This window comes from Kribbella sp. NPDC020701 (assembly GCF_055562215.1).
Genome location: NZ_JBVHFT010000007.1, coordinates 77,873 through 97,952, shown reverse-complemented (window position 1 = coordinate 97,952; position 20,080 = coordinate 77,873). Strand labels below are relative to the sequence as shown.

Here is a 20,080-nt window from a genome sequence, read left to right as displayed (position 1 = left end):
GCTATAGTCGCCGGGAATCTCGGGGGATCGACAGAGATTCTTTGACCTTGAGGGGGATTCCAATGCTGAAATTACAGCGCCTTGCGCTGGCTGCGGCCGGGCTGGGGATGCTGGCCGCGACCGCGGCGTCAGGGCCGGCCGTGGCTGGTGGGCAGGCCGACCCGGCGCCGTCCTGGGCGGCCAAGGCCGCCCAGCTGAAGGGGCAGCCGCTGACGGCCAAAGCGGCCGCGGCGGCCTGCATCCAGTCGGTCGGATGGCCGACCGCCACGAACGTCGTGGAGTCGGTCGACATCTCGCCGGCCAAGCCGCCGACGGCGGAGGCGTACGAACCGATCAACTTCGTCGCCACTCGTACCTCCGCGACCTGGTACCTGGCGCAGAACGCCTCGGGCACCCAGTTCTTCTTCTCCGGTCTGCTCCTGCAGGGCGCGAATCTGTACCGGCACACGACCTACATCCGGGAGACCGGCACGGAAGCCACCTTCAAGAAGGTCGGGACCGGCTGGTCGAGCTTCAAGTCCATTGCCACGTCCAACTACAGCGTCGCGCAGCCGCGGCACGCGTACCTGTACGGCCTGAACACCAACGGCAGCCTCTACCGCTGGTCGCAGGTCAACGGCGGCTTCAAGGCGCTCGGCTCGTTCGCCGGGTTCCAGAGCTTCAAGGCGATGACGGTGATCAGTGAGACGGCGACGTACGACACGTTGCTGATGACCACCAAGGCCGGTGCGCTCTACACCATCCGGATCCCGATCACCGCGTCGGCCAAGCCGGTCGTCAAGTTGATCCGTTCCTCCGGCTGGGCGGCCTACGAATCGTTGGCGACCCAGAGCTGCGGTACTCGCGGCGGGACGCTCGTCGTCGGTGTCGACCACGACACACAGTCCGGGTACCAGTACGCCTTCAGCCACGCGAACGGGACCGCGACCGCGATCACGTCGTACGGCAAGGTGCCGGCGGTCTTCAACGGCACGAACCACGTGTCCTTCACGACGTACTACGATCAGCTGTTCGGCGAGTGAACCGAGGGGTTCGAGCCATCTGCTGAAGCAGTAACCTGGGGGCGCCGCGGCTGCGGCGTCCCCAGGTGACATCTGAGCCGTCACCACATCTCGGCGACAAGGAGCATGGTGACGGAACTTGTCGGACGGGTCGCGCTTGGCGTTGCGGCCCTCTCTTTCGCACCCCGTGACCGCTCCGCCGATCTCGCAACGATCCGAGCCGGTATCGCCGCGGGCACGACGATTCTCGACACCGCGCGCGCCTACGCCCACGTCGACGCACCTCTGTACGGCGAGGAGCTGGCGGCGGAGGCTGCCCGTGGCACGGGTGTCGTGGTGGGAACCAAGGGTGGTCATTCGCGAACCGGCGCGACGACCTGGGATGCGGACATCAGTGCGTCCCGGATTCGATCGGACGTCGAGACGAGCCTGCGTGTGTTCGGTGGCGAACGTCTCGATCTCTACTACCTGCACCGGGTCGACCTCGCCGAACAGCCCGTGGAGGAAGGCGTTTCCGCTCTCGCGTTCCTGCGCGACGAGGGGAGCGTGGCCCGGATCGGCCTGTCGAACGTCAGCGTAGCCGCGCTCGAGCGGGCGGCCGCAGTCGCGCGCATCGACGCCGTGCAGAACCAGCACAGTGCGATGGGACGCGAGTCGATCGACGTACTAGCGTGGTGCGAAGCCAACACTGTGCCCTTCTTCGCCTACTCACCCCTCCGCCACTCGGCTGCAGCTCCACACCTAGCGGCGATGGCAGACGCGCGCGGCATTTCCCTACAACGCCTCCAGCTGCGAGCCCTCCTGGCATCATCGCCCGTCCTCTCGGTCGTCTCCGGCGCAACCCGCCCCGAAACAGTCCTCGACTCCCTCGCCGCAGAATCCGAACCCTGGACCGAAGACCTCGACGCCGCCTACGCCGCAGACCTCTCTGGCGCCTAGAGGGTGGGGCGGATGCGCCAGACGTTGGTTGCCTGCTCGAAGGTGTGGCCGACCTGGAGCACGCCCAGGTCGTCGCGGTGGCGGCCGACGAGTTGGAGGCCGACGGGGAGGCCCGCGGGGGTGAATCCCGCCGGTACCGACAAGGCCGGGGCGCCGGTGGTGGAGACGAAGTACACGGAGCGCATCCAGTCCAGGTAGGTGGTCTGGGGAACTCCTGCGATCTCGGCCGGGTATTCCTGCTCGACGGGGAACGGCGAGACCTGGGTGACCGGCAGCAGGAGTACGTCGTACTGCTCGAAGAACTCGCGGACCCGGTGGAACAGCTCGGCGTGGAGGCGTTCGGCGCGGCCGATGCCGGGGCCGGTGAGCCGGCGTCCCTCGTCGATGTTCCACGCGAGCGACGACTTGAACAGATCGGGATGCGCGGCCTGCGCCGCGCCGAGCATTGCCTCGAACTGCCAGGCGCGCAGGGTGCGGAACACTTCCTCCGCGCCGGTGAAGTCAGGGCACGCCTCCTCGACGATGCAGCCGAGGTCCTCGAAGACGCCGACCTGCTGGGTGAGTACGTCGGTGATCTCGGCGTCGACCGGGACCGCGCCACCAAGATCCGGCGACCAGGCGACTCGCAGTCCGGTGAGGTCGCGGTCGAGGGGGACCGCGAAGTCGCTGCCCGGATCCTGCAGGGAGAGCGGGCTGCGGCGGTCTGGACCGGCAATGACCGACAGCAAGAGGGCGGCGTCCGCGACGGTCCGCGCCATCGGTCCCTGCACACCCAGCGTCCCCCACGGCAGCGCCGACGGATAGGTGGGAACTCGCCCGGGGGAGGGGCGAAAGCCGACCACGTTGCACCAGGCCGCCGGGTTGCGGAGCGAGCCGCCCATGTCGCTGCCGTCGGCGATCGGATGCATCCCGCATGCGAGCGCCGCGGCCGCGCCGCCACTGCTGCCTCCCGCCGAGCGGGTCAGGTCGTACGGGTTGCGGGTGACGCCGAAGATCTCGTTGAAGGTATGCGATCCGGCGGCGAACTCCGGAGTGTTCGTCTTGCCGATCGTGATGACACCGGCGGCCTTCATCCGGGCGATGATCAGATCGTCGATGTCCGGCACGTTCCCGGCGTGGATGCGAGAGCCGAAGGTGGTGCGGATGCCGGCGGTCGAGTGGGTGTCTTTGTGCGCGACCGGGAGCCCGTGCAGCGGACCGAGCGAGCCGCCCGCGGCGGCGAGGTCGTCGGCCGCCGCCGCGGCCGCCATGGCCTGCTCGGGAACCAGAGTGACGATTGCGTTGACCTCGGGATTGGTCTGTTCGATCCGCTCGAAGTGCGCGCCCAGGAGCTCGCGAGCTGACACGGCGCGGCTCCGCAGAGCGTCCAGCTGTTCGAGGGCAGTCAGGTCGCACAGCTCAGAAGTCATGGCATACATCTTGCTAGAGGGGCACTCCCCAGGCGGCGAAAGCGGGCGGCGTGGGCTCGTAGAACTGGCCGGGGTTCTCGTAGATCCAGCGGACGTTGGCCGCGCTGATCGGAGCGTCGAACAGGCACAGGTCATCGACATCGGCGACCGACGAATCCGGATTGTCGCCGCCCACGTTCAACTCGTTCGGCTGCAAAGGTGCCCCCGCGCCGTACGGCTCGACGGAGAACACTTCCCCGTTGAGGAAGAGCTGGATCGTCTTCTGATCGCACGACGCCGCCACGTGGGTCCAGGTCTCAGCGGAGATCGGCGTACGCGACGAGCTGACGATGCCGGTGGTGCCTCCGGTGCCGAACAGCCGGACCCAGAACAGCCCGTCCAGCCGGCCCGCGTGCGCGACCTCGTCCGTCCTGTTGCGCAGTACGAGGAACCGCGCACCACTGCTGCTCGAGCGGCACTTCACCCACGCCGAGAACGCCCAACCCAGTGGCGACGCCGGCCACGTCAGGGAGGTCCTCGACGCACCCGGACCCGTCCCGCTGGCACCGAGCGCGGACCCCTCGATGCCGGCGACCCAGGTACCGGCCGCTGTCAAGGTCAGGTCGTTCGCGGACGGCGACTTGTCGTCGACGACGGTCCCGGTGCTCTCGTTGAAGTGGTACACGCCGCGTGCCACATTGACCGGCCGGTACGGCGTGACGACCGGCGCGCCACTCCAGTAGCCGGACGTCACCTCGGCGAGGAAGTTCTTCGTCAAGGTCACGTAGTCGTACGAGACCTGGCCGCCGCCGCTCGCGTCACCGCCGATGTGCAGCCGGAACAGGCCGTCGATGGCCGGTGTCACGTGCGGGACACCGTCGCCGATGTTCTCGGTCACCTGGCTGTCGTCGAGCCGGACCTGTACGTACGTCGGGTTGATCGCGAACTGGAATCGGGTCCACTGGCCGACGGTCAGCGTCGCCGTACTCGTCACCGAGACGGTCCCGTCGTCGATGGTGGTCCAGGTCGTGGTGACAGTCCGATTGGTGTTCACCACGACCCGGACCCGCGCGCTGTTCGAGCTGTTGTCGATCGCGAGGATCGGGGCGGCCGAGCCGACCGGTGCGGTGTCGAGCCGGAGCCAGCCGCAGATGGCGAGCCGGTCGCAGTCCGGGAAGTCGACCACGCCGCTCACCCCGGCTGCCGCCGTACCGGAAACCAGTGCGCGTCCGTAGATGCCCGTGGTGAAGCTCGCGGACGGAGCGAGCGTGAGGTCGCGATTGTAGGTGCCGAAATCCTCGGCGGTGTCCAGGTCGAAGGGATAGATCGCCAGTTGGTGATCGATCTGCTCGGCGGCGACCAGGGCCGGCCAGTACGCCGCCTCGACCGGGTCGTTCCACCAGCGCAGGTCGTCGACGATCCCGTTGAGCGCCTCGGAACCGGTGAGCGTGTTTCGCCCGGCCTCCATGGTGACCTCGGTGCCGGAGTACGCGAGGGCGGCGGAGGCGTTGACGGACAACACCTGGACACCGTCCACGGCGATCTTCACGGTGTCGGTCGACGGCGTGGCATCGTACACGACGAGGACGTGATGCGGTTCCCCGTCACGGATGCTCGTGGTCGTGCTGTACGTCGCCCCGGCGATCTTCGCCTCCACGTTGCCGCTGGCGTTCGAGGCGTACACAGCCCAGTTCAGCGTGCTGCCGCTGCTCGCGGACGCGATACAGCGGGCCGCCGCGGTGTTGTCGTTGAGCTCGACCCAGGCGGCGATCGACAGGCCGCCGTCGGTGTTGAGCGGGTAGAAGGAGTCTCCGGCCTTCGGCGGACGTACGACGACGTGCATCGCGCCACCCGTGCAGTTCAGGCCATTGCCGTACTTGCCCGCGACGAGGGTCGCCGATCCGACGATCGAGCCGTGCAGGAAGTACCCCGCGACGTCCCGTACCGTCGTACCGCTGACCGTGTCCGCATTGAAGGTGTACCCCGCTGACTGCGCCACGGCCGCCCCCTAACTGGCCCGGCGGACCCGGACGGTCACCGTCAGGTCGGCACCGGCGGCAGACGATCCGACCTGGTCGACATCGACGGTCAGGTAGTCACCGGCCGCGAACGTGGTCACGGCCGGATTGTTGCCGGTGGCACTGTTCGTGCCGGCGGCGATACCCGGCCGGTTCGCCTGGGTGGTGTAGATGGTGGTGCCGTTCTTGTTCACGTCGACGACGAGCGCGGCCCCGGCCGGCGCCGTGTGCACCGCGGCCCGCACCGTCTCGACGACGTAGTCGCCTTCCAGATAGATCCGCGACTTCCCGGTCGCGACCGCGACGGTCCCGGTCACCGAGAACGTGTACGCCTCGACAGGTACTACCAGTACGCCGTCAATTGTCAGACTGCCCTGGATCTGCATTGGTGATCCCCCAGCACTGCAGCGAAAGGTCCGGCCGCCCCCACGACACCCGGTTAGCGCCCGACCCTACGACGCAAACCCCCACCGCGAAAGAGCAGCATCCCCATCTGTTCGGCTTCAGTTCAGGCCGGCGGCGGTTGCGATCAGCGTGATCTGCTGGAGATCGGGGTTGCAGGGGAAGAGGATCAGCTCGTCGCAGCCTGCCGCGGTGAAGCCGGCGACGGTGTCGGAGACCTGTTGTGGGGTGGTGAGGGCGCCGGCCATGATGCGGCTGACGTAGTCGCCGGCGAAGGCGTAGTAAGTGCCGAGGTACTGCTCGGCATGCTGGGTGGCATCCTCGCCGAGGCTGACGTAGCCGATGGAGACCAGGCGCGGCTCGCCTTCGCGTCCCGCCGTACGCCAGGACTCGCGCGCCTTCGTTGCCGCGGCCGCGAAAACCTCCGGCCCGCCCGCGCCCAGGATCCAGCCCGCGCCGTACTCGGTCATCCGGCGGTAGGCGGCGGGCGAGCCGCCGCCGATCAACAGTGGGGGACCACCTGGCTGGACAGGGGCGGGTCCGATCGGACCGGCGTACCCTCGCGGCTCACCGGCCCACACGGCGCGCATCTCGGCGAGCTGGGCGTCGAACGCCTTCCCGCGCCGGTCGTACGGCGATGCCGTCGCTTCGAAGTCGTCCGGACGGCCGCCGACCGCGATACCGACCGTCAGCCGTCCGCCGGAGATCACGTCCACGGTGGCCAGTTGCTTGGCCAGCAGCGCGCCGTTGCCCCGGTACGGGCCGATCATGATCGCGGTCGTCAACCCGATCCGTTCGGTCACCGCTGCCGCGGCCGCCAGCGTCGGCACCGTCTCCAGGTTGCCGTACACGAGACGATCGAGCGTCCCCAGAGTCGAGAAGCCGGCCTGCTCGGCGCCTCTGGCCCAGTCCAGGACCACCTGGCCTCGCACGCCGGGGATGGTCGACGGAAGTCCGATGCCGATCTTCATCTGACGCTCCTTGTATTTCTCGAACTGCTCCTGCTGTCCGACAAATTAGGCACAACCACTGCCTGGTGCCAACCGACCGGGGGAGAAGAGTCATGCCGGAAAACGAGGGTGCATTGACGTTCGGCCGCTTGCGGTCGATGATCGCGGCGGAGCAGCTGGGATGGCTGCCACCGCACGATCGAGGCGACGACGAGGTGGTGGAGCACCACGGCCTCGGTGCCGATCCGGAGAGCGTCGTACCGACCTCAGAGGTGGCGGAGCTGGAGCTCGCGTCGCTGGGGGTTTCGCCGAACCCGTACCTCGCCGTCCGCCAGGTCGAGCGGGGGATCATCTCGCGGTACGAGCTCACGGAGCTCTTCTCCGAGGGGCTGCTGCGCAGGCTCGGGCTGGACGAGGCGGGCGAGGCTGGGGCGACGCCGCCCGATGCCGGGGTCCCGAGCAGCGTGGACTGGCGGTCTCGGTGGGGCCAGAACTGGATCACCAGTACCAGGGACCAGAACGGGTGCAACGCCTGCTGGGCGTTCGCGGGTGTGGCGTTGGTCGAGTCGATGGTGCGGATCGAGCACGCGATGTGGACGCGGTTGTCGGAGGGCGATCCACACCGCGGCGTGGGCAAGACCTGTCCGGACCTGGGCAACGAGGGCGAGGTCTCGACCTTCTTCGCCGGCAACGGGTTCTGCGACCCGGGCTCCTGGCCGTGGCGCACCGACTCACCGCCGTACACACCGACTCCTGACCGCAATGGCAGATCTGTCCGCGGTCCCGCGTTCGACGTGGTGTCGGTGGCCGACTCGAAGAACTGGCTCGACACCGTCGGGCCGCTGGTCACGTTCATCGATGTCTACGCCGACTTCAGCGGGGTCGGCACGGGCGTGTACCGGCGTTCGACCGATCCGTCGAACGTGTACCGCGGCGGCCACCTGTTCCTCATCATCGGGTACGACGACAGCCTCGGCGCGTGGCTGTGCAAGAACTCCTGGGGCCCGAACTGGGGCATGAACGGGATCGGCTGGATCGCGTACGGCGAGTGCCGGATCGACGACTTCGGCCGGTACGGCGTCCGTAACGTCAACCCCGATCCGTGGACCAAGCGCCGGCTGCACAACGGCAACCTGTACGAGAGCGGCAACGGCGCCCTGCATCGCAACCTGGAGGTCGTCGGCTCGAACGGCTCCCGGGTCCAGCACGTGTGGCGTGAGGGTGGACCCGGCTGGAAATGGGGCACCGCGGCATCGTTCGCGAACGACGCCGCCGTCTGCCCGACACTGATCGGGACGACGTACAACCGCAATCTGGAGGTCGTGTACCTGACCACCGGCGGGCGCCTGCACCACTGGTGGACCGGCGGCGGTGGTGGCGGGCCTTGGAACGACGGTGGTGTGTTCGGGCCGTCCGGCTGTAACGGCGTACCCGGTTTTGTTCAAGGCGACTACAACGCTCCAGGCAACTTCGAAGTGGTCGTGTCGCAAGGCGGGCAGCTCAGGCACCTGTGGCGTGACGGCGGTGGCTGGCACGACGGTCCGTTGTTCGGCTCCAACATCAGGTCCTCCGGATCGACCCTCGTCCAAGGGACGTACGGCGCTCCGCACGGCAACATGGAGTGCGTCGCGGTCCGGAACGACGGCACCATGCAGCACTTCTGGCGCTACGAGCCGACGTTCACCTGGTACGAGGACGGGATCTTCGGCGCGGGCGTCAGCAGCCCGCCGGTGATGATCCAGGGCCAGTACGGGATGGCCGACGAGCAGGGGCCGAACGGCAACTTCGAGCTCTGCGTCGCGGTCAACGGCGTCGTCCAGCACTGGTGGCGCTGGAACGCGGGCGGCGACCTGCAGTGGCGGCACAGCGCCGACTTCGGTCACGATGTCGCGGCCGTCGCCGGGCTCTGTGAGGGTTCGTGGGGGATGAATCTCGAGGTCATCGTGCTGCGCTACGACGGGCAGTTGCAGCATTACTGGCGCGATGGCGCGGGCTGGCACGAAGGGCCGGTGATCGGTCCGGCATGAGCTTCCCCTCGCCGGACCTGCCGGACGAGATCACCGTGCGGACAGGTCACTCGGTAGACCTCGAACTGCCGTCGTACGCCGGTGGTGGCTACTCGTGGTCCGTCGAAGCTCCGACCGGCACGGAGATCGCCGACGCGGTGCTCCGGTCGCTCGGCAGCGCTCCTGCGGGACCACCCCCGCAGGAGCCCGGCGTCACCGAGCCCCCGGACCTGGTCCTCGTCCCGGAGAGGCTGACGATCACCGGCCGCTCCGCCGGGTCCACGCTCTACCGTCTGACCCTGCGCCGCCCCTTCGACCCAGGCCCGCCGGCCGCACAACACGACCTACGCGTCACGGTCCTCCCCTGAGCAGCTTCAACCGTCAGGTAGCGCAGACGGGGGCCGGCGTGGGCCGCGTGGTGAGCAGGAACTGGTCTGTCGCGTCCAGCGCGCAGTCCGAGGTGTAGTACGACGTGTGTCCGTCACCGATGCGGGACAGCACGCTGCTGCCGCGGATCTGGGCGGCCAGGCCGAAGGCCCACTGGTACGAGACCGACGGGTCGTGCGTCGAGTGGACGATCAGCGTGGGCACGCCCTTCACGTCCAGGCTGCGCTGCGGATTGGCGACCTTGAAGGGCCAGCCGATGCAGAAGCCGCCCTGCCAGAACTCCGAACCTCCCTGCAGGTGCGGCGCCAACTGCCGGCCCATCTCGATCCGCTGCTGCATCTCGGCGAAGGTGTGGATATCGGCTACATAGTCACCGCAGTGATTCGCGATCCGGGCGAAGAGGAAGTCGGTCGGCCCATGAGGCGGTGGGAAAGCGAAGAACTGGGCGTCCCCGGCGACAGCTCGCCGCAAGACCTCCGAGAACACCGGCCACGACAGCTCGCCCGCCAGGACGTTGGGCGTCTTCGCAGCGAGCCAGTTCGGGGTGTTCATCCGGATGTCGTCACCGCTGACGGGGCGCAGGGCTCCTTCGACGGGGATCGGATTCGCGTCGGCGTCCCGGACGAGCTTGTCGTAGACAGCGCGGACATCCTGGCCCCGCAGCGGTCCGGTCTCTTGCAGGCAGCTCTTCGCGACCGCGCGATTGTGGGCGACCGTCGCGTCGAACTCCGCCTGCGTTCGCGGGAAGAACGTGTATTCGGGGGTCAGCGGCGGCACACCGCAAGTGATCGGCGTACTCCCGCCGACGCCTCGCGGATCGACGCCGACGATGTCGAAGCGGGCTCGCAGTGTGGCGGAGAAGGTGTCGGCCGCGATGACGTTGTCGCGACACCCCCATCGCGTGAGCCACCCCTCGACCTCCTCCGACCCTCCCCGCCCTCCCAGACAGTGTCAAGAACTGGGCACACCGGTCACGCACCGTGTTGGTCGGCGGCCTCCTGCCATCGAACTTCCCGTTCGGCCGTATCAAGTGGGTGGGCTGTGTCTCCGTACTGGTGAGTCCGCACCTCGGGTGGAACCGTTCCGGCGAACGGTTGCGGGCGCGAGGAAGGTACGAAGATGGTCGGTTCACGCGCGGCCACGGGGGCCCGCTGGTTCGTTGGCGCCTTGGCGGGTGCCCTCGTGCTTGTCGTCGCTCCGACTGCGGCCGGGTCTGCCAGCGCGACAAGTGACGCCACGGTGACGCTCTGGCTCGATCCATCCGACGGCCCGCCTGGCACCAAGGTGATCGCCACAGCCTGGGGGTATGACGACTGCCATGCGCCCGGCGCGACGCGCTCAGGGGCCGGCGGCGGCGTGGTCCAGATCTTCTGGGCGGGCCTCGACGAGGAAGTCGGGTCGGCCGTGGTCCCCGCGAGCGGGGTGGTCGAGGTGCCGTTCACCGTTCCCGCGGACGCATCGGCGCAGAAGTACTCGATCGTGGCCCGGTGCACGACCGACTCGAAGCTGACGGACGACGACCTGTTCGTGGTGACCGGCTCGGAGAAGCCGGCCGTGATCCCGCCGACGGCCACGCCGAGGACGGCCTCGCCACCGGCGGTCACCCCGTCGAGGGTTGTTCCGTCGGAAAAGGTGACACCGGCAACAGCGGCGCCGCGATTGGTCCGCGTTCCCAGGGTGCTCGGCTTGAAGGTCGCCGAAGCCACCGCGAAGGTGTCCGCCCTCGGGCTGGTGCTGCGGGTGACGCCCGGTAAGGGAGATGTCATCGCCAGCCAGTCCCCATCAGCCGGTTCGATGGTCGGCGTCGGCCACGCCGTACGCATCACCACCAAGTCGGCGGTTGTGGCTCTTCCGCCGATCCCTGTCGCCAAACCGGTCGGCGTCGCCCAACCGGTCGGCGAGCAGGCAACTCCCGCTCGCTCGGTCGAACCGTTCCCCTGGTTGCGCGCGGGCCTCCTGGCGCTCGGCGTACTGGCGTTCGGCGCTGTCACTTACCGCGTGGCGCGGCGACGCCTGGACAAGCGATGGGTTCGCAACAAACTCAAGGTCGTCGTGCCCCCGGCGCCCGCGGTCGATCCAAAGATCACCGAGTACGAAACAGCGCCGCCGACGCCGCTCGCTGACGCAGGTATCCACATTCACAAGGGGGACTGACCGATGACCAGTACGCCGATTGTCGACGATCAACCTGCACCCAAGGCGCTGACGCCCAACGCACTCCTGTTCGGAGCCGGATCGGCCGAGGCGCTCGTCCAGGCGATCAGCGAGCGCCACGCCACCCGCACAGCCCTGCGGCCGATCCGCCGACTGTCCAAGTCGACAGCCGGCCAGGTCGACCGCGAGGTCGCCGCCGCGATCGACGGCCTCCTGGAACTGGATCTCGGCGACGTCCTCACCGCCGCCTGGCAGCAGCACCCGAAGCTGGTCGACGCCGCTCGCCGCACCCTCGCCATCACCGACGCCGAGGAGATCGTCCCCTTGGCGTCGCACACCATTCACGCGACCTACTCGCCCCACGTAGACCTGGCAGTGAAGAAGACCCTGGTCCACTGCTTCAAGTTCGTCCTCGAAATCGTCGCCGAGCTCACCGCCCTGGACGCGGTCGTCCGTTCCGGCAAGCTGGCGATCCGCACCGGCGAGTGCACGATCACAGCAACCCTGACCCTTGACGGCGCCCGCCTGGCAACTGCCCGCCACGCCGCCAGCCTCAACCTCGTCGTCCCCTTGAACCCACCACGCCCCCTCACCAAAAGCTCCGCAGCCGCCTAACGCAGACGCTGAGTGTGGGGAGTGAGGGCGGGGTTGCGGGGGTAGGGGACGTGGGCGATCTCGTGCGCGGGCAGGAGGCGGCCGGCGACCAGGCGCTCTGGTGTGAAGCGGGCGATGCGGCCGGTCTGGGCATCGTCGCCGGGGCGGCCCTTGGGACCCCACTCGATCCTGGTCGTGCCGGACAGGTGAAGGGTGCGGCCGGTAGGGAAGTCGAAGAAGAGCAGCGCGGCCTCGGGGTTGACCTCGAGGTTGCCGAAGCTGTTGAAGAGGTTGTTGCCCTGGTAGTCCGGCCACCACAAGCCACCGTCGTCGACGCGGACGAAGCCGCGCGGGCCGCCGCGGTGTGAGGTGTCGGCGCCGCGCTCGGGGTTGATCGTCCCCAGGAAGAACGTGTCCGCGTGGCCGATCAGCTCGACGTCCTCCGGTGCGAGCGTCGTGTCACGTCGTACGTCGGCCTCGCCCGAACGGACGGTGTCGGGCGTGAGGAGACGCTGCTGGATGTACTGCGGACAGTTGCCGAACGCCTGCTCGATCTCGACGACAAGCACCTCGTCGTCGGCCATGGTCAACGTGCCGTTGAGCCTCACCCGCCGTCTCGCGGCGAACTCGATCGCGGTCATGCCGACCTTCTGACCCGCCGCGAGCCCGTGCAGCGGGTCGCCCTCAGGCGGCGACGCTCGGACGGCGAGCTCGGTCGCCGATCGCACCTCGATGAACCCAGCCGGCCCCGTCACCGGTGACGTCCACAGCCGGCCGTCACCGTCGCGACCGGTGATGACGAGGAACGTCCGCTCGGCGAGGAACCCGGTGATCCCGCGCGACAGCTGCACCGGATCGAGCATCGGCGACAACCGGGCCGCCTCCTGCCCCGTGCCGGCCTTGCGCTGCACCGCCAGCTCCCCGGCATGAAAGCCCACGTCGGTCATGCGCTCTCCCTCACGGATGAACAAGTATCTATCCGTTAGAAGTTGTAGCCGATTCTTCTCACGGATGCAAGCCGGTTTATCCGTGATAATCTACGCTCCGTGCCCCGAGTCACAGCACGCACCTGGCCGCTCCCCGAGGAGCCGGCCCCGATCCGCCTGACGGCGACGATCTGGGCCGACACCACAGGCCTCCACGACGACTTCACAAACCCGTCCGACGTCGACGCGTGGCTGGACGCAGTAGGCCTCGACCGTCAAGGCGCCGAAACCAGGCCTGCCGAGTTCCGCCGCGCCGTGCACCTCCGCGACGCCGTACGCCGCCTGGTCGCCCACGTCACCGAAGACGAACGCCCCGCAATCACCTCGATGACCGTCGAGCAGGCAGTCGACACGATCAACACCGCAGCCACCAAACTGCCGCGTACTCAACTCGAGCTCACCAAGCACGGCCTGCAACTGGCCGCCACTCCCACCGCATCCCCGATCACCACAGCCCTCGCCCAGCTCGCCCGCGAGACCCAACACCTCCTGACCGGCAACGGCACAAGTCTCCGCGCCTGCTACGCGCCCGGCTGCGTCCTCTACTTCTCGAAAACCCACCCCCGCCGCGAGTGGTGCTCCATCACCTGCGGCAACCGCACCCGAGCCGCCCGCCACTACCAATCCACCCGCAAGAGCGCGTCGTAACGCTGCGTCGTACGGCGCGATGTAACGACTGTCGTTCCGGGGGGAGTCCGGCTCGGCGCAGGCTACGAGTCGGAGGGTGATGGATGACTGTCGAGGCGTACTGGGACAGCACTGACGACGAGTTGTACGAGGCCTTGGGAGCGGCGCTCCTGGGGGAGGGGCCGGGAGTCTCTCCGGATGATCGGGACAGCAACCGCAAGTTCGGCCGGTCCTGGTTCGCCAACAAGAAGCGCGAGCTGCAGCGGATCGTCTGCCACGCCGAGATCGTGCAAGGTGTCCTCGGTACGTCAACCTCGGACCGGATCATCGACGCCGGCGCCGTCTACGAGGTCCTGCAAGGCCATGGGCACGACCCGGTCGACGCGGCCATCCTCGCCGTACTGATCGTGAGGATCGGACTGGGCACCTTCTGCGCTTCCGCACCACCGAAGCCATGACCGACGAGACGATGGCGGACCGCTGGTACCGGGTCCGCGAGCCGGATCGGTCGGTGCAGCTGGAAGAGATGCGAGCAAAGCTGGCCGAACTCGGCGATACAGCGGGCCTCAAGGCGCTCGACAAGATGGAGCGCGGCTTCAACCGGTTCGACAAGGGTCAGTATGGCAACCCGGCGGCGGGTCTGCTGATGTCAGCCGCAGATCAGGTCAAGACGGCGATGCGCGAGCTCGGAGTCGACGCCGACAGGTTGAAGGTGGCTCGGGTCGGGTCGACTCTGCAGGAAGACGTCTCCGCGAAGATGACACCGTTCAGCGACGGCTCCGGTTGTGCGATGGTCTCCGACGCGGTGCTGACCCTCGCGTTCCTGTACTGCCAGTACGCCGGGGTGGTCCTACGGCCGAAGGTCGGCTGGTTCCGCCGGGACAAGGCAGGTAGCGACGAGACGCTCCTAACAGGTCTGCTGCGGTACTACAACGTCAACCAGCGTGTCTTCGGTCTCGCCGGCAAGCTCGGTTGGCGTACGTCGCGCCGCGCGAGGTTCACGAGTCACCTGGTTGGACTCAGTGCGGCTCGTTTTGTTGTAGCGCACGAGCTGAGTCATCACGTGCTCGGCCATACCTCGGCACTGAGCGGCTTCTCGCCCGGCGAGCATCTGCCGGTGTGCTCGGACAGCCAGCGTCAGGAGATGGAGGCCGACGAGTTCGCCTTCCGAACTGTGCGACGGGCGGCTGAGCAGGAGAGCTTCGGATCCTCTGGGCGAGCTGACCGATCCGCACTCACCGGAGCACTGATGGCGATGCTGGCCATCCAGTCCACCGAGCAGGCGCTGTTCGTGCGCCGTGGCGTCACCCATCCCGCTGCCGCCGCGAGATCGTCGTACCTCCTGCAGCAGGTGAGCCCGGAGTTGAAGTCTTACGCCGAGAACTTCATCGGTACCTTCATCACCGCGACCGAGGAGTCGTCCGACTTCTCCGAGTCAGCGCGGCCCTTCGACTGGGAGCGGTATGCCGCAGCGCGCGACGTCCAGTCCTCGCAGCCCGTCGACTACTTGCGAACGATCAGCATCCTCGACCAACTGCAATGCTGCTCCGATCAGCGTGTCGTCGACGCGGTCGCAAAGTCCGAGCTCCCCAGCGCCGGCGCCGGAGCGATCCAGCTGGCCGGCGACGTCCGCCGAGCGCTCGCGACCTGGGGTCTCGCCGATGAGCGGATCACCAGCCTTCTCGATCCGAACCGCGCCCTGACGTTCCACACCCTGTACGAAGCCATTCAAACGAGTCTGTTGGAGCAAGGGATGCCAAACGTCGAGCGGATCGGCGTACCGCTGGCCGCCGCCAAGCTCGCCAGCAACCGGATGACCGGCGATAGCGGGGCCGTTGGCTAAGGTCTCGCATGAGCTCCGGGCTCGGTGATGTGCTTGGTTTGGCCGGTGGTGATTGAGTCCTCGACGGCGCAGATGATCTCGGTGACCAGTACGCCGTGGTCGATGCCGGGGCCGAGGTCGCCGCCGTCGACGAGGCCCGCGGCGAAGTCTTGGACCATCCACACGGCGGGGCCGACCTGGGAGCGGCCGATTCGGCCGGAGACCGGCCACGTCGATCGGTACTTGTCGCTGACCACGGTCAGGCCCTGGTGTGAGAGGTCCGCGGTGACCGAGCCCTCGGTGCCGATGACCTGGAAGCGGAAGTCGACGATGCCGTCACCGGCGTCCGGGAGGGTCCACGCGGAGGAGAGCGTCGCGGTCGATCCGTCGTCGAAGGTGAGCAGGGCGTGCACCACGTCCCAGGTGTCGATGCCGCGCTGGGCGAGGACACCACGAGATCCCACCGCGCTGACCGACACGGGCCTTCTGCCGGTGAGCCACAGGACGAGGTCGACGGTGTGCGGCATGAGAAACCAGGCCGGCGACGATTGAGCCGCCCACGACAGCATGGTGGTCGGCACGAAGAACGAGTTGCTCAGGGTGGCTGATGCCGTGATCGGCTCGCCAAGTGACGCCATCGCCGCCTTGGCTTGCACCACGTGCGGGTTCCACCGGTTCTCGAAGCCGACGAGGCATCGAACGCCCGAGCGGTGCACCGCCTCGGCAATGGCCTGGGCGTCGTCCAGGGTGGTGGCGACCGGTTTCTCGATCAGGAGATGCTTACCGGCCTCGGCGACGTCGACGGCGATCTGGCGGTGGGCGAAGTCAGGGGTCGCCACGATCACAGCGTCCGGATCGAATGCCTCGAGCAACTCGGAGTGCGACGCGGTGACGGGCAGACCCGTGGCGTCCCGCGCCTCCTCGGCCACCGTGGCCGAGGGTTCCGCGAGGCCGACGACGGTGGCGTCCGACTGGGCCTGGAGAGCCTCGGCGAACAGCCTTCCGCGCAGGCCGGCGCCGACAATGCCGATGGTTACCATGCAAGACCCTTCAGGAAGGTGATCAGAACAGGGTGAAGCCGCCGTCGACCTTGACGATCGAGCCGGTCATGAAGCTGGACGCCTCACTCGCCAGGAAGATCGCCACCGGTCCCAGCTCCGGCGGCAACCCGTAGCGCTTCATGGCAGCGGGATCCACGCACCACTCCTTGAACTCCGGCTGGTCGACGGGCGACATCTCGGTGAGGAAATACCCCGGCGCCATCGCGTTCACGCGGATTCCGTGCGGCGCCCACTCGGCCGCCAGCGCCTTGGTCAACTGATGGACGGCGGCCTTCGACGACAGGTACGACGCCTGCCACCGGGGCTGGTTGACGATCTCGGCCGACATCGAGCCGACATTGACGATCGTGCCGCCACCCCGCTCGGCCATCCGGCGTGCGACCGCACGACTGCAGTACCAGACGCCGTCGACGTTGACGGAGAACACCTCATGCCACGCGGTATCGGGCGTCTCGAAGGCCCGGCCGGCGACACCGATGCCGGCGTTGTTGAGCAGCACATCGATCTCACCGAACTCGGTGCTCACCTGCTCGACCGCACGTTCGACGTCCTCGACATCGGACACCTCGAGCTGGACGCCGTACGCGCGAATGCCGAGCGCACTCAGCTCCGCGGCGGCAGCCTCGGCCGACGCAAGTGTTCGCGCCGTCACTGCGACCGCCGCACCCGCATCGCCAAGCGCTTCAGCCATCGCGCGCCCAAGCCCCCGGCTCCCACCGGTAACAAGGGCGACCTTGCCCTCGAGCGAAAACTTCTGCAGAGCGTTCATTGTGTCCTTTCGTGGGATGTCATCCGACACCGAGGATCTTGATCAAGTGTGCATGCACCGGGACCAAACTCGGTGCAGCGCTCAGTCGGACTGATCAGATCCTCGGCGAGGGTCGATCGCCGGTCCTACCGTCATCCCGAAACTCGCTGGTTCCCTTCCTGAACTGCGAATCGAGGATGAATGCCCGAGCCACTGGCTGAGATCCGGCTGCGCGACTTCGCTCCGGTCTCGATGCTGACCACTGCCACCACCACCGTGACCGATCCGGCCGCGCCGATCGTCGACGTACACAACCATCTCGGGCGGCGCACCACCGGCGTCTGGCGGGCGCCCGACCCGGCCGCCCTGATCGAGACGATGGACGCGGCGGGCGTGGCGACCATCGTCAATCTCGACGGTGAGTGGACCGATGAGCTCGAGGCGAACCTCGATCGCTACGACCGCCGCTATCCAGGGCGTTTCGTGACCTTCGCGCGCGTCGACTGGTCCGATACCTCGACGCCGGGCTGGGGCGACCGGATGGCGGCCTCGCTGACGGATTCGGTACGCCGTGGCGCGGCAGGTCTCAAGCTCTGGAAGGACATCGGGCTCCGGATCCGCGATGAGAACTCGGAGCTGGTCTTCCTCGATGACGATCGGCTCGAACCGTTGTGGGCCGCGTTGGCCGAGTCGGGTGTGCCGGCACTGATCCACACCGTGGATCCGGCGGCATTCTTCCAGCCTCTCGACCATCGCAACGAGAGGCTCGAGGAGCTGCTGCGGCATCCCGACTGGCACTTCCACGGACCTGAGTTCCCGCCACTCGGGCGGCTGTTGGACGCGTTCGAGGCGGTTGTTGCCGCACACCCGCAGGTGCGCTTCATCGGCGCCCACGTCGGCTGCCTGGCGGAGAACCTCGACTGGGTGGAGGGGATGCTCGATCGCTACCCGAAATATCGCATCGACATCGCGGCGCGGATCGCCGAGCTCGGCCGCCAGCCGAGGCGAACCCGGGCACTGATCGAGCGCCATCCCGACCGGGTGCTGCTCGGAACCGACTGTGCGCCACCGGAGATCGACGACTATCGGATGTACCTGCGCTTCCTGGCCAGTACCGACGAGGCCTTCGCCTACTCGTCGGAAGAACCACCGCCGACCGGACGCTGGACGATCTCGGGTCTCGGGCTGCCGGACGCGCTGGCAGCTCAGGTCGAAGGAGACAACGCCCGCGCGTTCATCCCGGCTCTCGCGGCCACCCCGCCGAGGAACAGCGATGCCGGACTTTGACCTGATCATCATCGGCGGCGGCATCGTCGGAGCGAGCGCCGCGCTGGCCGGTGTGCGGAAGGGGGCCCGGGTCGCGCTCGTCGACGCGGGCCTGGCCGGTCGCGCGACCGATGCCGGGGCGGGGATCGTGGCCAAGGTCCTCTCGCGTTGACCGGCTACGGCTCGAGTAGCGGGAGTGCCGGGAAGGAGTGGTCCTGCCACAGGAGTCGCGAGGCTTCCTCTGGGTAGGCGGTGACGGTCGATGGCGTGTCGAAGAGTTGGGTGCGGCGGTGGTCGGCGTCGTACAGCGGCCAGCCCGGGTCGCCGTGAGTGGCGAACGCCGTCCACGCCGTGCGCATCTGCGCGGACAGCTCTTCGGCCGCCGGGGACGGCGGGTCGCCGATCAGCACGGCGGGCTGTCCGCTGGTCAGGTTGCCGAAGACGAGCGGCACGTCCAGGCCGTGGCAGGCGCCCAGGCCGCCGCCTAACCCGGGGGCGGGCCAGGTCAGTTCGTACAGGTGGGCCTGGCCGCCGCCCGCGATCTGGGCGTCGGCCAGGTGGAGGCTTGGCATGCGGAACAGCCAGTCTGCGTTGACGAGTTCGTACAGGTCTTCATCGGCCAGGACTGGGAATACCTCGCGGTACCGGCGTACGCCGTCCGGATCGGGGGCGAGCATGTGCAGTGCTGTCTCGGTCTGCTCGTGCGTGACCTGGCCGAGTACGCCGTCGATCAGGCTGAACAACCGGTGCTCGTCACGGGTGTGGCCGACGACGAGTACGACGTCCCGGGCGGCGCCGTCGGCCAGTGCCTGCCAAGGGGTTGCCGGCAGGACGTCACCGTCGACAATCGGCGCGTACGGGATCGGCCGGTGGGTGATCTGCCCCCAGCGCTCCCGCCACTGGATGATCTTCGCGGAGACCGCGTCGCCCGCGGCGGGTAGCCGGGCCGGGGCCACCGTTGACAGGCCGGAGACGGTGGGAGGTACCCCCAGTTCGGCGGCGCATGCGGCGGCGATGTCGGCAGCCAGTTCGGGGGAGAAGAACGTCCCCGGCACGCTCTGGGCGATCGCTCGGTGGAAGAGCCCGGCGGCGCGCGGCATGGCGAGCAGCGCGGCGACCGATCCGCCGCCGGCCGACTCCCCGAAGATCGTGACCCGGTCGGGGTCGCCGCCGAACATCCGGATGTTGTCCTGCACCCAGTGCAAGGCCGCGACCTGGTCGAGCAGTCCCCGGTTGGCGGGGGCTGCGTCGAGCTGCCCGAAACCCTCGATACCTAGGCGGTAGTTGAGGGTCAGGACCACGGCTCCGTTCCTGGCCAGGTGTCCGCCGTCGTATTCCGGGAGGCTGGAGTTGCCGATGGCATAACCGCCACCGGGGATCCACACCATCACCGGGAGCCCGGCCGCCGGATCGGGGTCCGGTGTCCAGACGTTGAGCGTCAACCAGTCGTCGCCGGAGGTGTCTTCGGACACCCCGAGCAGACCGGACTGCGGGGGTGGCGGGCCGTACGCGACCGCCGGGCGTACGCCGTCCCAGCCGCGCACCGGCTCCGGTGCGGCGAAACGGAGGGCGCCGACCGGCGGCTCGGCGTACCGGATGCCGCGGAAGACTGCCAGGCCTGCCTCCCGACTGCCGCGCAGGACGCCGGCCGGGGTCCGGACTTCCGGCTCGGACTGCTTGCTGGATGCGGTGTCGGCCACGTCGCGGTTCCTCTCCCTACCCGGCCGAGCA

At 68.3% G+C, this 20,080-nt stretch carries 20 protein-coding genes; 11 read left to right on the top strand and 9 right to left on the bottom strand.

All coding sequences use genetic code 11. The features are described from left to right. Positions 1–62 precede the first annotated feature (62 nt). A complete protein-coding gene (locus tag ACZ3HV_RS18250; RefSeq protein WP_465685726.1) occupies positions 63–1,022 on the top strand; it encodes a hypothetical protein in 960 nt (319 codons plus the stop codon). Between the two features lie 105 nt (positions 1,023–1,127). Beyond that, a complete protein-coding gene (locus ACZ3HV_RS18245) occupies positions 1,128–1,940 on the top strand; it encodes an aldo/keto reductase (RefSeq protein WP_465685724.1) in 813 nt (270 codons plus the stop codon). Here the strand turns inward: ACZ3HV_RS18245 and ACZ3HV_RS18240 are convergent. The 4 genes from ACZ3HV_RS18240 to ACZ3HV_RS18225 form a co-directional block, all read right to left on the bottom strand. Beyond that, positions 1,937–3,349, bottom strand: coding sequence for an amidase (locus ACZ3HV_RS18240; protein WP_465685722.1), 1,413 nt, complete (start codon positions 3,347–3,349; stop codon positions 1,937–1,939). The genes ACZ3HV_RS18245 and ACZ3HV_RS18240 overlap by 4 nt on opposite strands. A gap of 13 nt (positions 3,350–3,362) precedes the next feature. Continuing rightward, positions 3,363–5,327: a LamG-like jellyroll fold domain-containing protein gene (locus tag ACZ3HV_RS18235; RefSeq protein WP_465685720.1), complete on the bottom strand. Its 1,965-nt coding sequence runs from the start codon at positions 5,325–5,327 to the stop codon at positions 3,363–3,365. 9 nt (positions 5,328–5,336) lie between these two features. After that, a complete protein-coding gene (locus ACZ3HV_RS18230; protein WP_465685718.1) occupies positions 5,337–5,732 on the bottom strand; it encodes a hypothetical protein in 396 nt (131 codons plus the stop codon). 117 nt (positions 5,733–5,849) lie between these two features. Then, positions 5,850–6,719: an LLM class flavin-dependent oxidoreductase gene (locus ACZ3HV_RS18225; protein WP_465685716.1), complete on the bottom strand. Its 870-nt coding sequence runs from the start codon at positions 6,717–6,719 to the stop codon at positions 5,850–5,852. A gap of 92 nt (positions 6,720–6,811) precedes the next feature. Between ACZ3HV_RS18225 and ACZ3HV_RS18220 the strand changes: the two genes are divergently transcribed. Beyond that, the gene (locus ACZ3HV_RS18220) at positions 6,812–8,725 is read left to right on the top strand and encodes a C1 family peptidase (protein ID WP_465685714.1); all 1,914 of its coding nucleotides are present in this window, start codon (positions 6,812–6,814) and stop codon (positions 8,723–8,725) included. Then, positions 8,722–9,072, top strand: a complete 351-nt coding sequence (locus ACZ3HV_RS18215; RefSeq protein WP_465685712.1) for a hypothetical protein — start codon at positions 8,722–8,724, stop codon at positions 9,070–9,072. Before ACZ3HV_RS18220 ends, ACZ3HV_RS18215 begins: the two co-directional genes overlap by 4 nt. A gap of 13 nt (positions 9,073–9,085) precedes the next feature. Here ACZ3HV_RS18215 and ACZ3HV_RS18210 read toward each other — a convergent pair whose 3' ends face one another. Further along, entirely contained in the window at positions 9,086–9,868 is a 783-nt protein-coding gene (locus tag ACZ3HV_RS18210; RefSeq protein WP_465685710.1) for an alpha/beta hydrolase, read from the bottom strand. Between the two features lie 342 nt (positions 9,869–10,210). Between ACZ3HV_RS18210 and ACZ3HV_RS18205 the strand changes: the two genes are divergently transcribed. Together ACZ3HV_RS18205 and ACZ3HV_RS18200 are read left to right on the top strand one after the other, a co-directional pair. Further along, positions 10,211–11,245: a PASTA domain-containing protein gene (locus ACZ3HV_RS18205; protein WP_465685708.1), complete on the top strand. Its 1,035-nt coding sequence runs from the start codon at positions 10,211–10,213 to the stop codon at positions 11,243–11,245. A 3-nt stretch (positions 11,246–11,248) separates the two neighbouring features. Continuing rightward, the gene (locus ACZ3HV_RS18200; protein WP_465685706.1) at positions 11,249–11,860 is read left to right on the top strand and encodes a hypothetical protein; all 612 of its coding nucleotides are present in this window, start codon (positions 11,249–11,251) and stop codon (positions 11,858–11,860) included. Here the strand turns inward: ACZ3HV_RS18200 and ACZ3HV_RS18195 are convergent. After that, a complete protein-coding gene (locus tag ACZ3HV_RS18195; protein ID WP_465685704.1) occupies positions 11,857–12,786 on the bottom strand; it encodes a pyridoxamine 5'-phosphate oxidase family protein in 930 nt (309 codons plus the stop codon). The two genes, ACZ3HV_RS18200 and ACZ3HV_RS18195, sit on opposite strands and share 4 nt — an antisense overlap. Before the next feature lie 99 nt (positions 12,787–12,885). Here ACZ3HV_RS18195 and ACZ3HV_RS18190 point away from each other — a divergent pair, with 99 nt between their 5' ends. From ACZ3HV_RS18190 to ACZ3HV_RS18180, 3 genes are all read left to right on the top strand, one after another. After that, the gene (locus ACZ3HV_RS18190; protein ID WP_465685702.1) at positions 12,886–13,473 is read left to right on the top strand and encodes a CGNR zinc finger domain-containing protein; all 588 of its coding nucleotides are present in this window, start codon (positions 12,886–12,888) and stop codon (positions 13,471–13,473) included. A gap of 83 nt (positions 13,474–13,556) precedes the next feature. Further along, positions 13,557–13,910 (top strand): hypothetical protein, encoded by a 354-nt coding sequence (locus tag ACZ3HV_RS18185; protein ID WP_465685700.1) that lies wholly within the window; start codon positions 13,557–13,559, stop codon positions 13,908–13,910. Then, complete coding sequence (locus ACZ3HV_RS18180; protein WP_465685698.1) at positions 13,907–15,295, top strand: hypothetical protein; 1,389 nt, start codon at positions 13,907–13,909, stop codon at positions 15,293–15,295. The genes ACZ3HV_RS18185 and ACZ3HV_RS18180 overlap by 4 nt, the downstream gene beginning before the upstream one ends. Here ACZ3HV_RS18180 and ACZ3HV_RS18175 read toward each other — a convergent pair. Both ACZ3HV_RS18175 and ACZ3HV_RS18170 read right to left on the bottom strand, forming a co-directional pair. After that, positions 15,292–16,314 (bottom strand): Gfo/Idh/MocA family protein, encoded by a 1,023-nt coding sequence (locus ACZ3HV_RS18175; protein ID WP_465685696.1) that lies wholly within the window; start codon positions 16,312–16,314, stop codon positions 15,292–15,294. The two genes, ACZ3HV_RS18180 and ACZ3HV_RS18175, sit on opposite strands and share 4 nt — an antisense overlap. A gap of 22 nt (positions 16,315–16,336) precedes the next feature. After that, positions 16,337–17,104, bottom strand: a complete 768-nt coding sequence (locus ACZ3HV_RS18170) for an SDR family NAD(P)-dependent oxidoreductase (protein WP_360359481.1) — start codon at positions 17,102–17,104, stop codon at positions 16,337–16,339. Between the two features lie 180 nt (positions 17,105–17,284). Here ACZ3HV_RS18170 and ACZ3HV_RS18165 point away from each other — a divergent pair, with 180 nt between their 5' ends. Beyond that, positions 17,285–18,370, top strand: a complete 1,086-nt coding sequence (locus ACZ3HV_RS18165; protein WP_465685694.1) for an amidohydrolase family protein — start codon at positions 17,285–17,287, stop codon at positions 18,368–18,370. Next, entirely contained in the window at positions 18,357–18,521 is a 165-nt protein-coding gene (locus tag ACZ3HV_RS18160; protein WP_465685692.1) for an FAD-dependent oxidoreductase, read from the top strand. Before ACZ3HV_RS18165 ends, ACZ3HV_RS18160 begins: the two co-directional genes overlap by 14 nt. 4 nt (positions 18,522–18,525) lie before the next feature. On the opposite strand, the gene ACZ3HV_RS18155 is transcribed toward ACZ3HV_RS18160, so the two are convergent. Then, positions 18,526–20,049: a carboxylesterase/lipase family protein gene (locus ACZ3HV_RS18155; protein ID WP_465685690.1), complete on the bottom strand. Its 1,524-nt coding sequence runs from the start codon at positions 20,047–20,049 to the stop codon at positions 18,526–18,528. Positions 20,050–20,080: the final 31 nt, after the last annotated feature.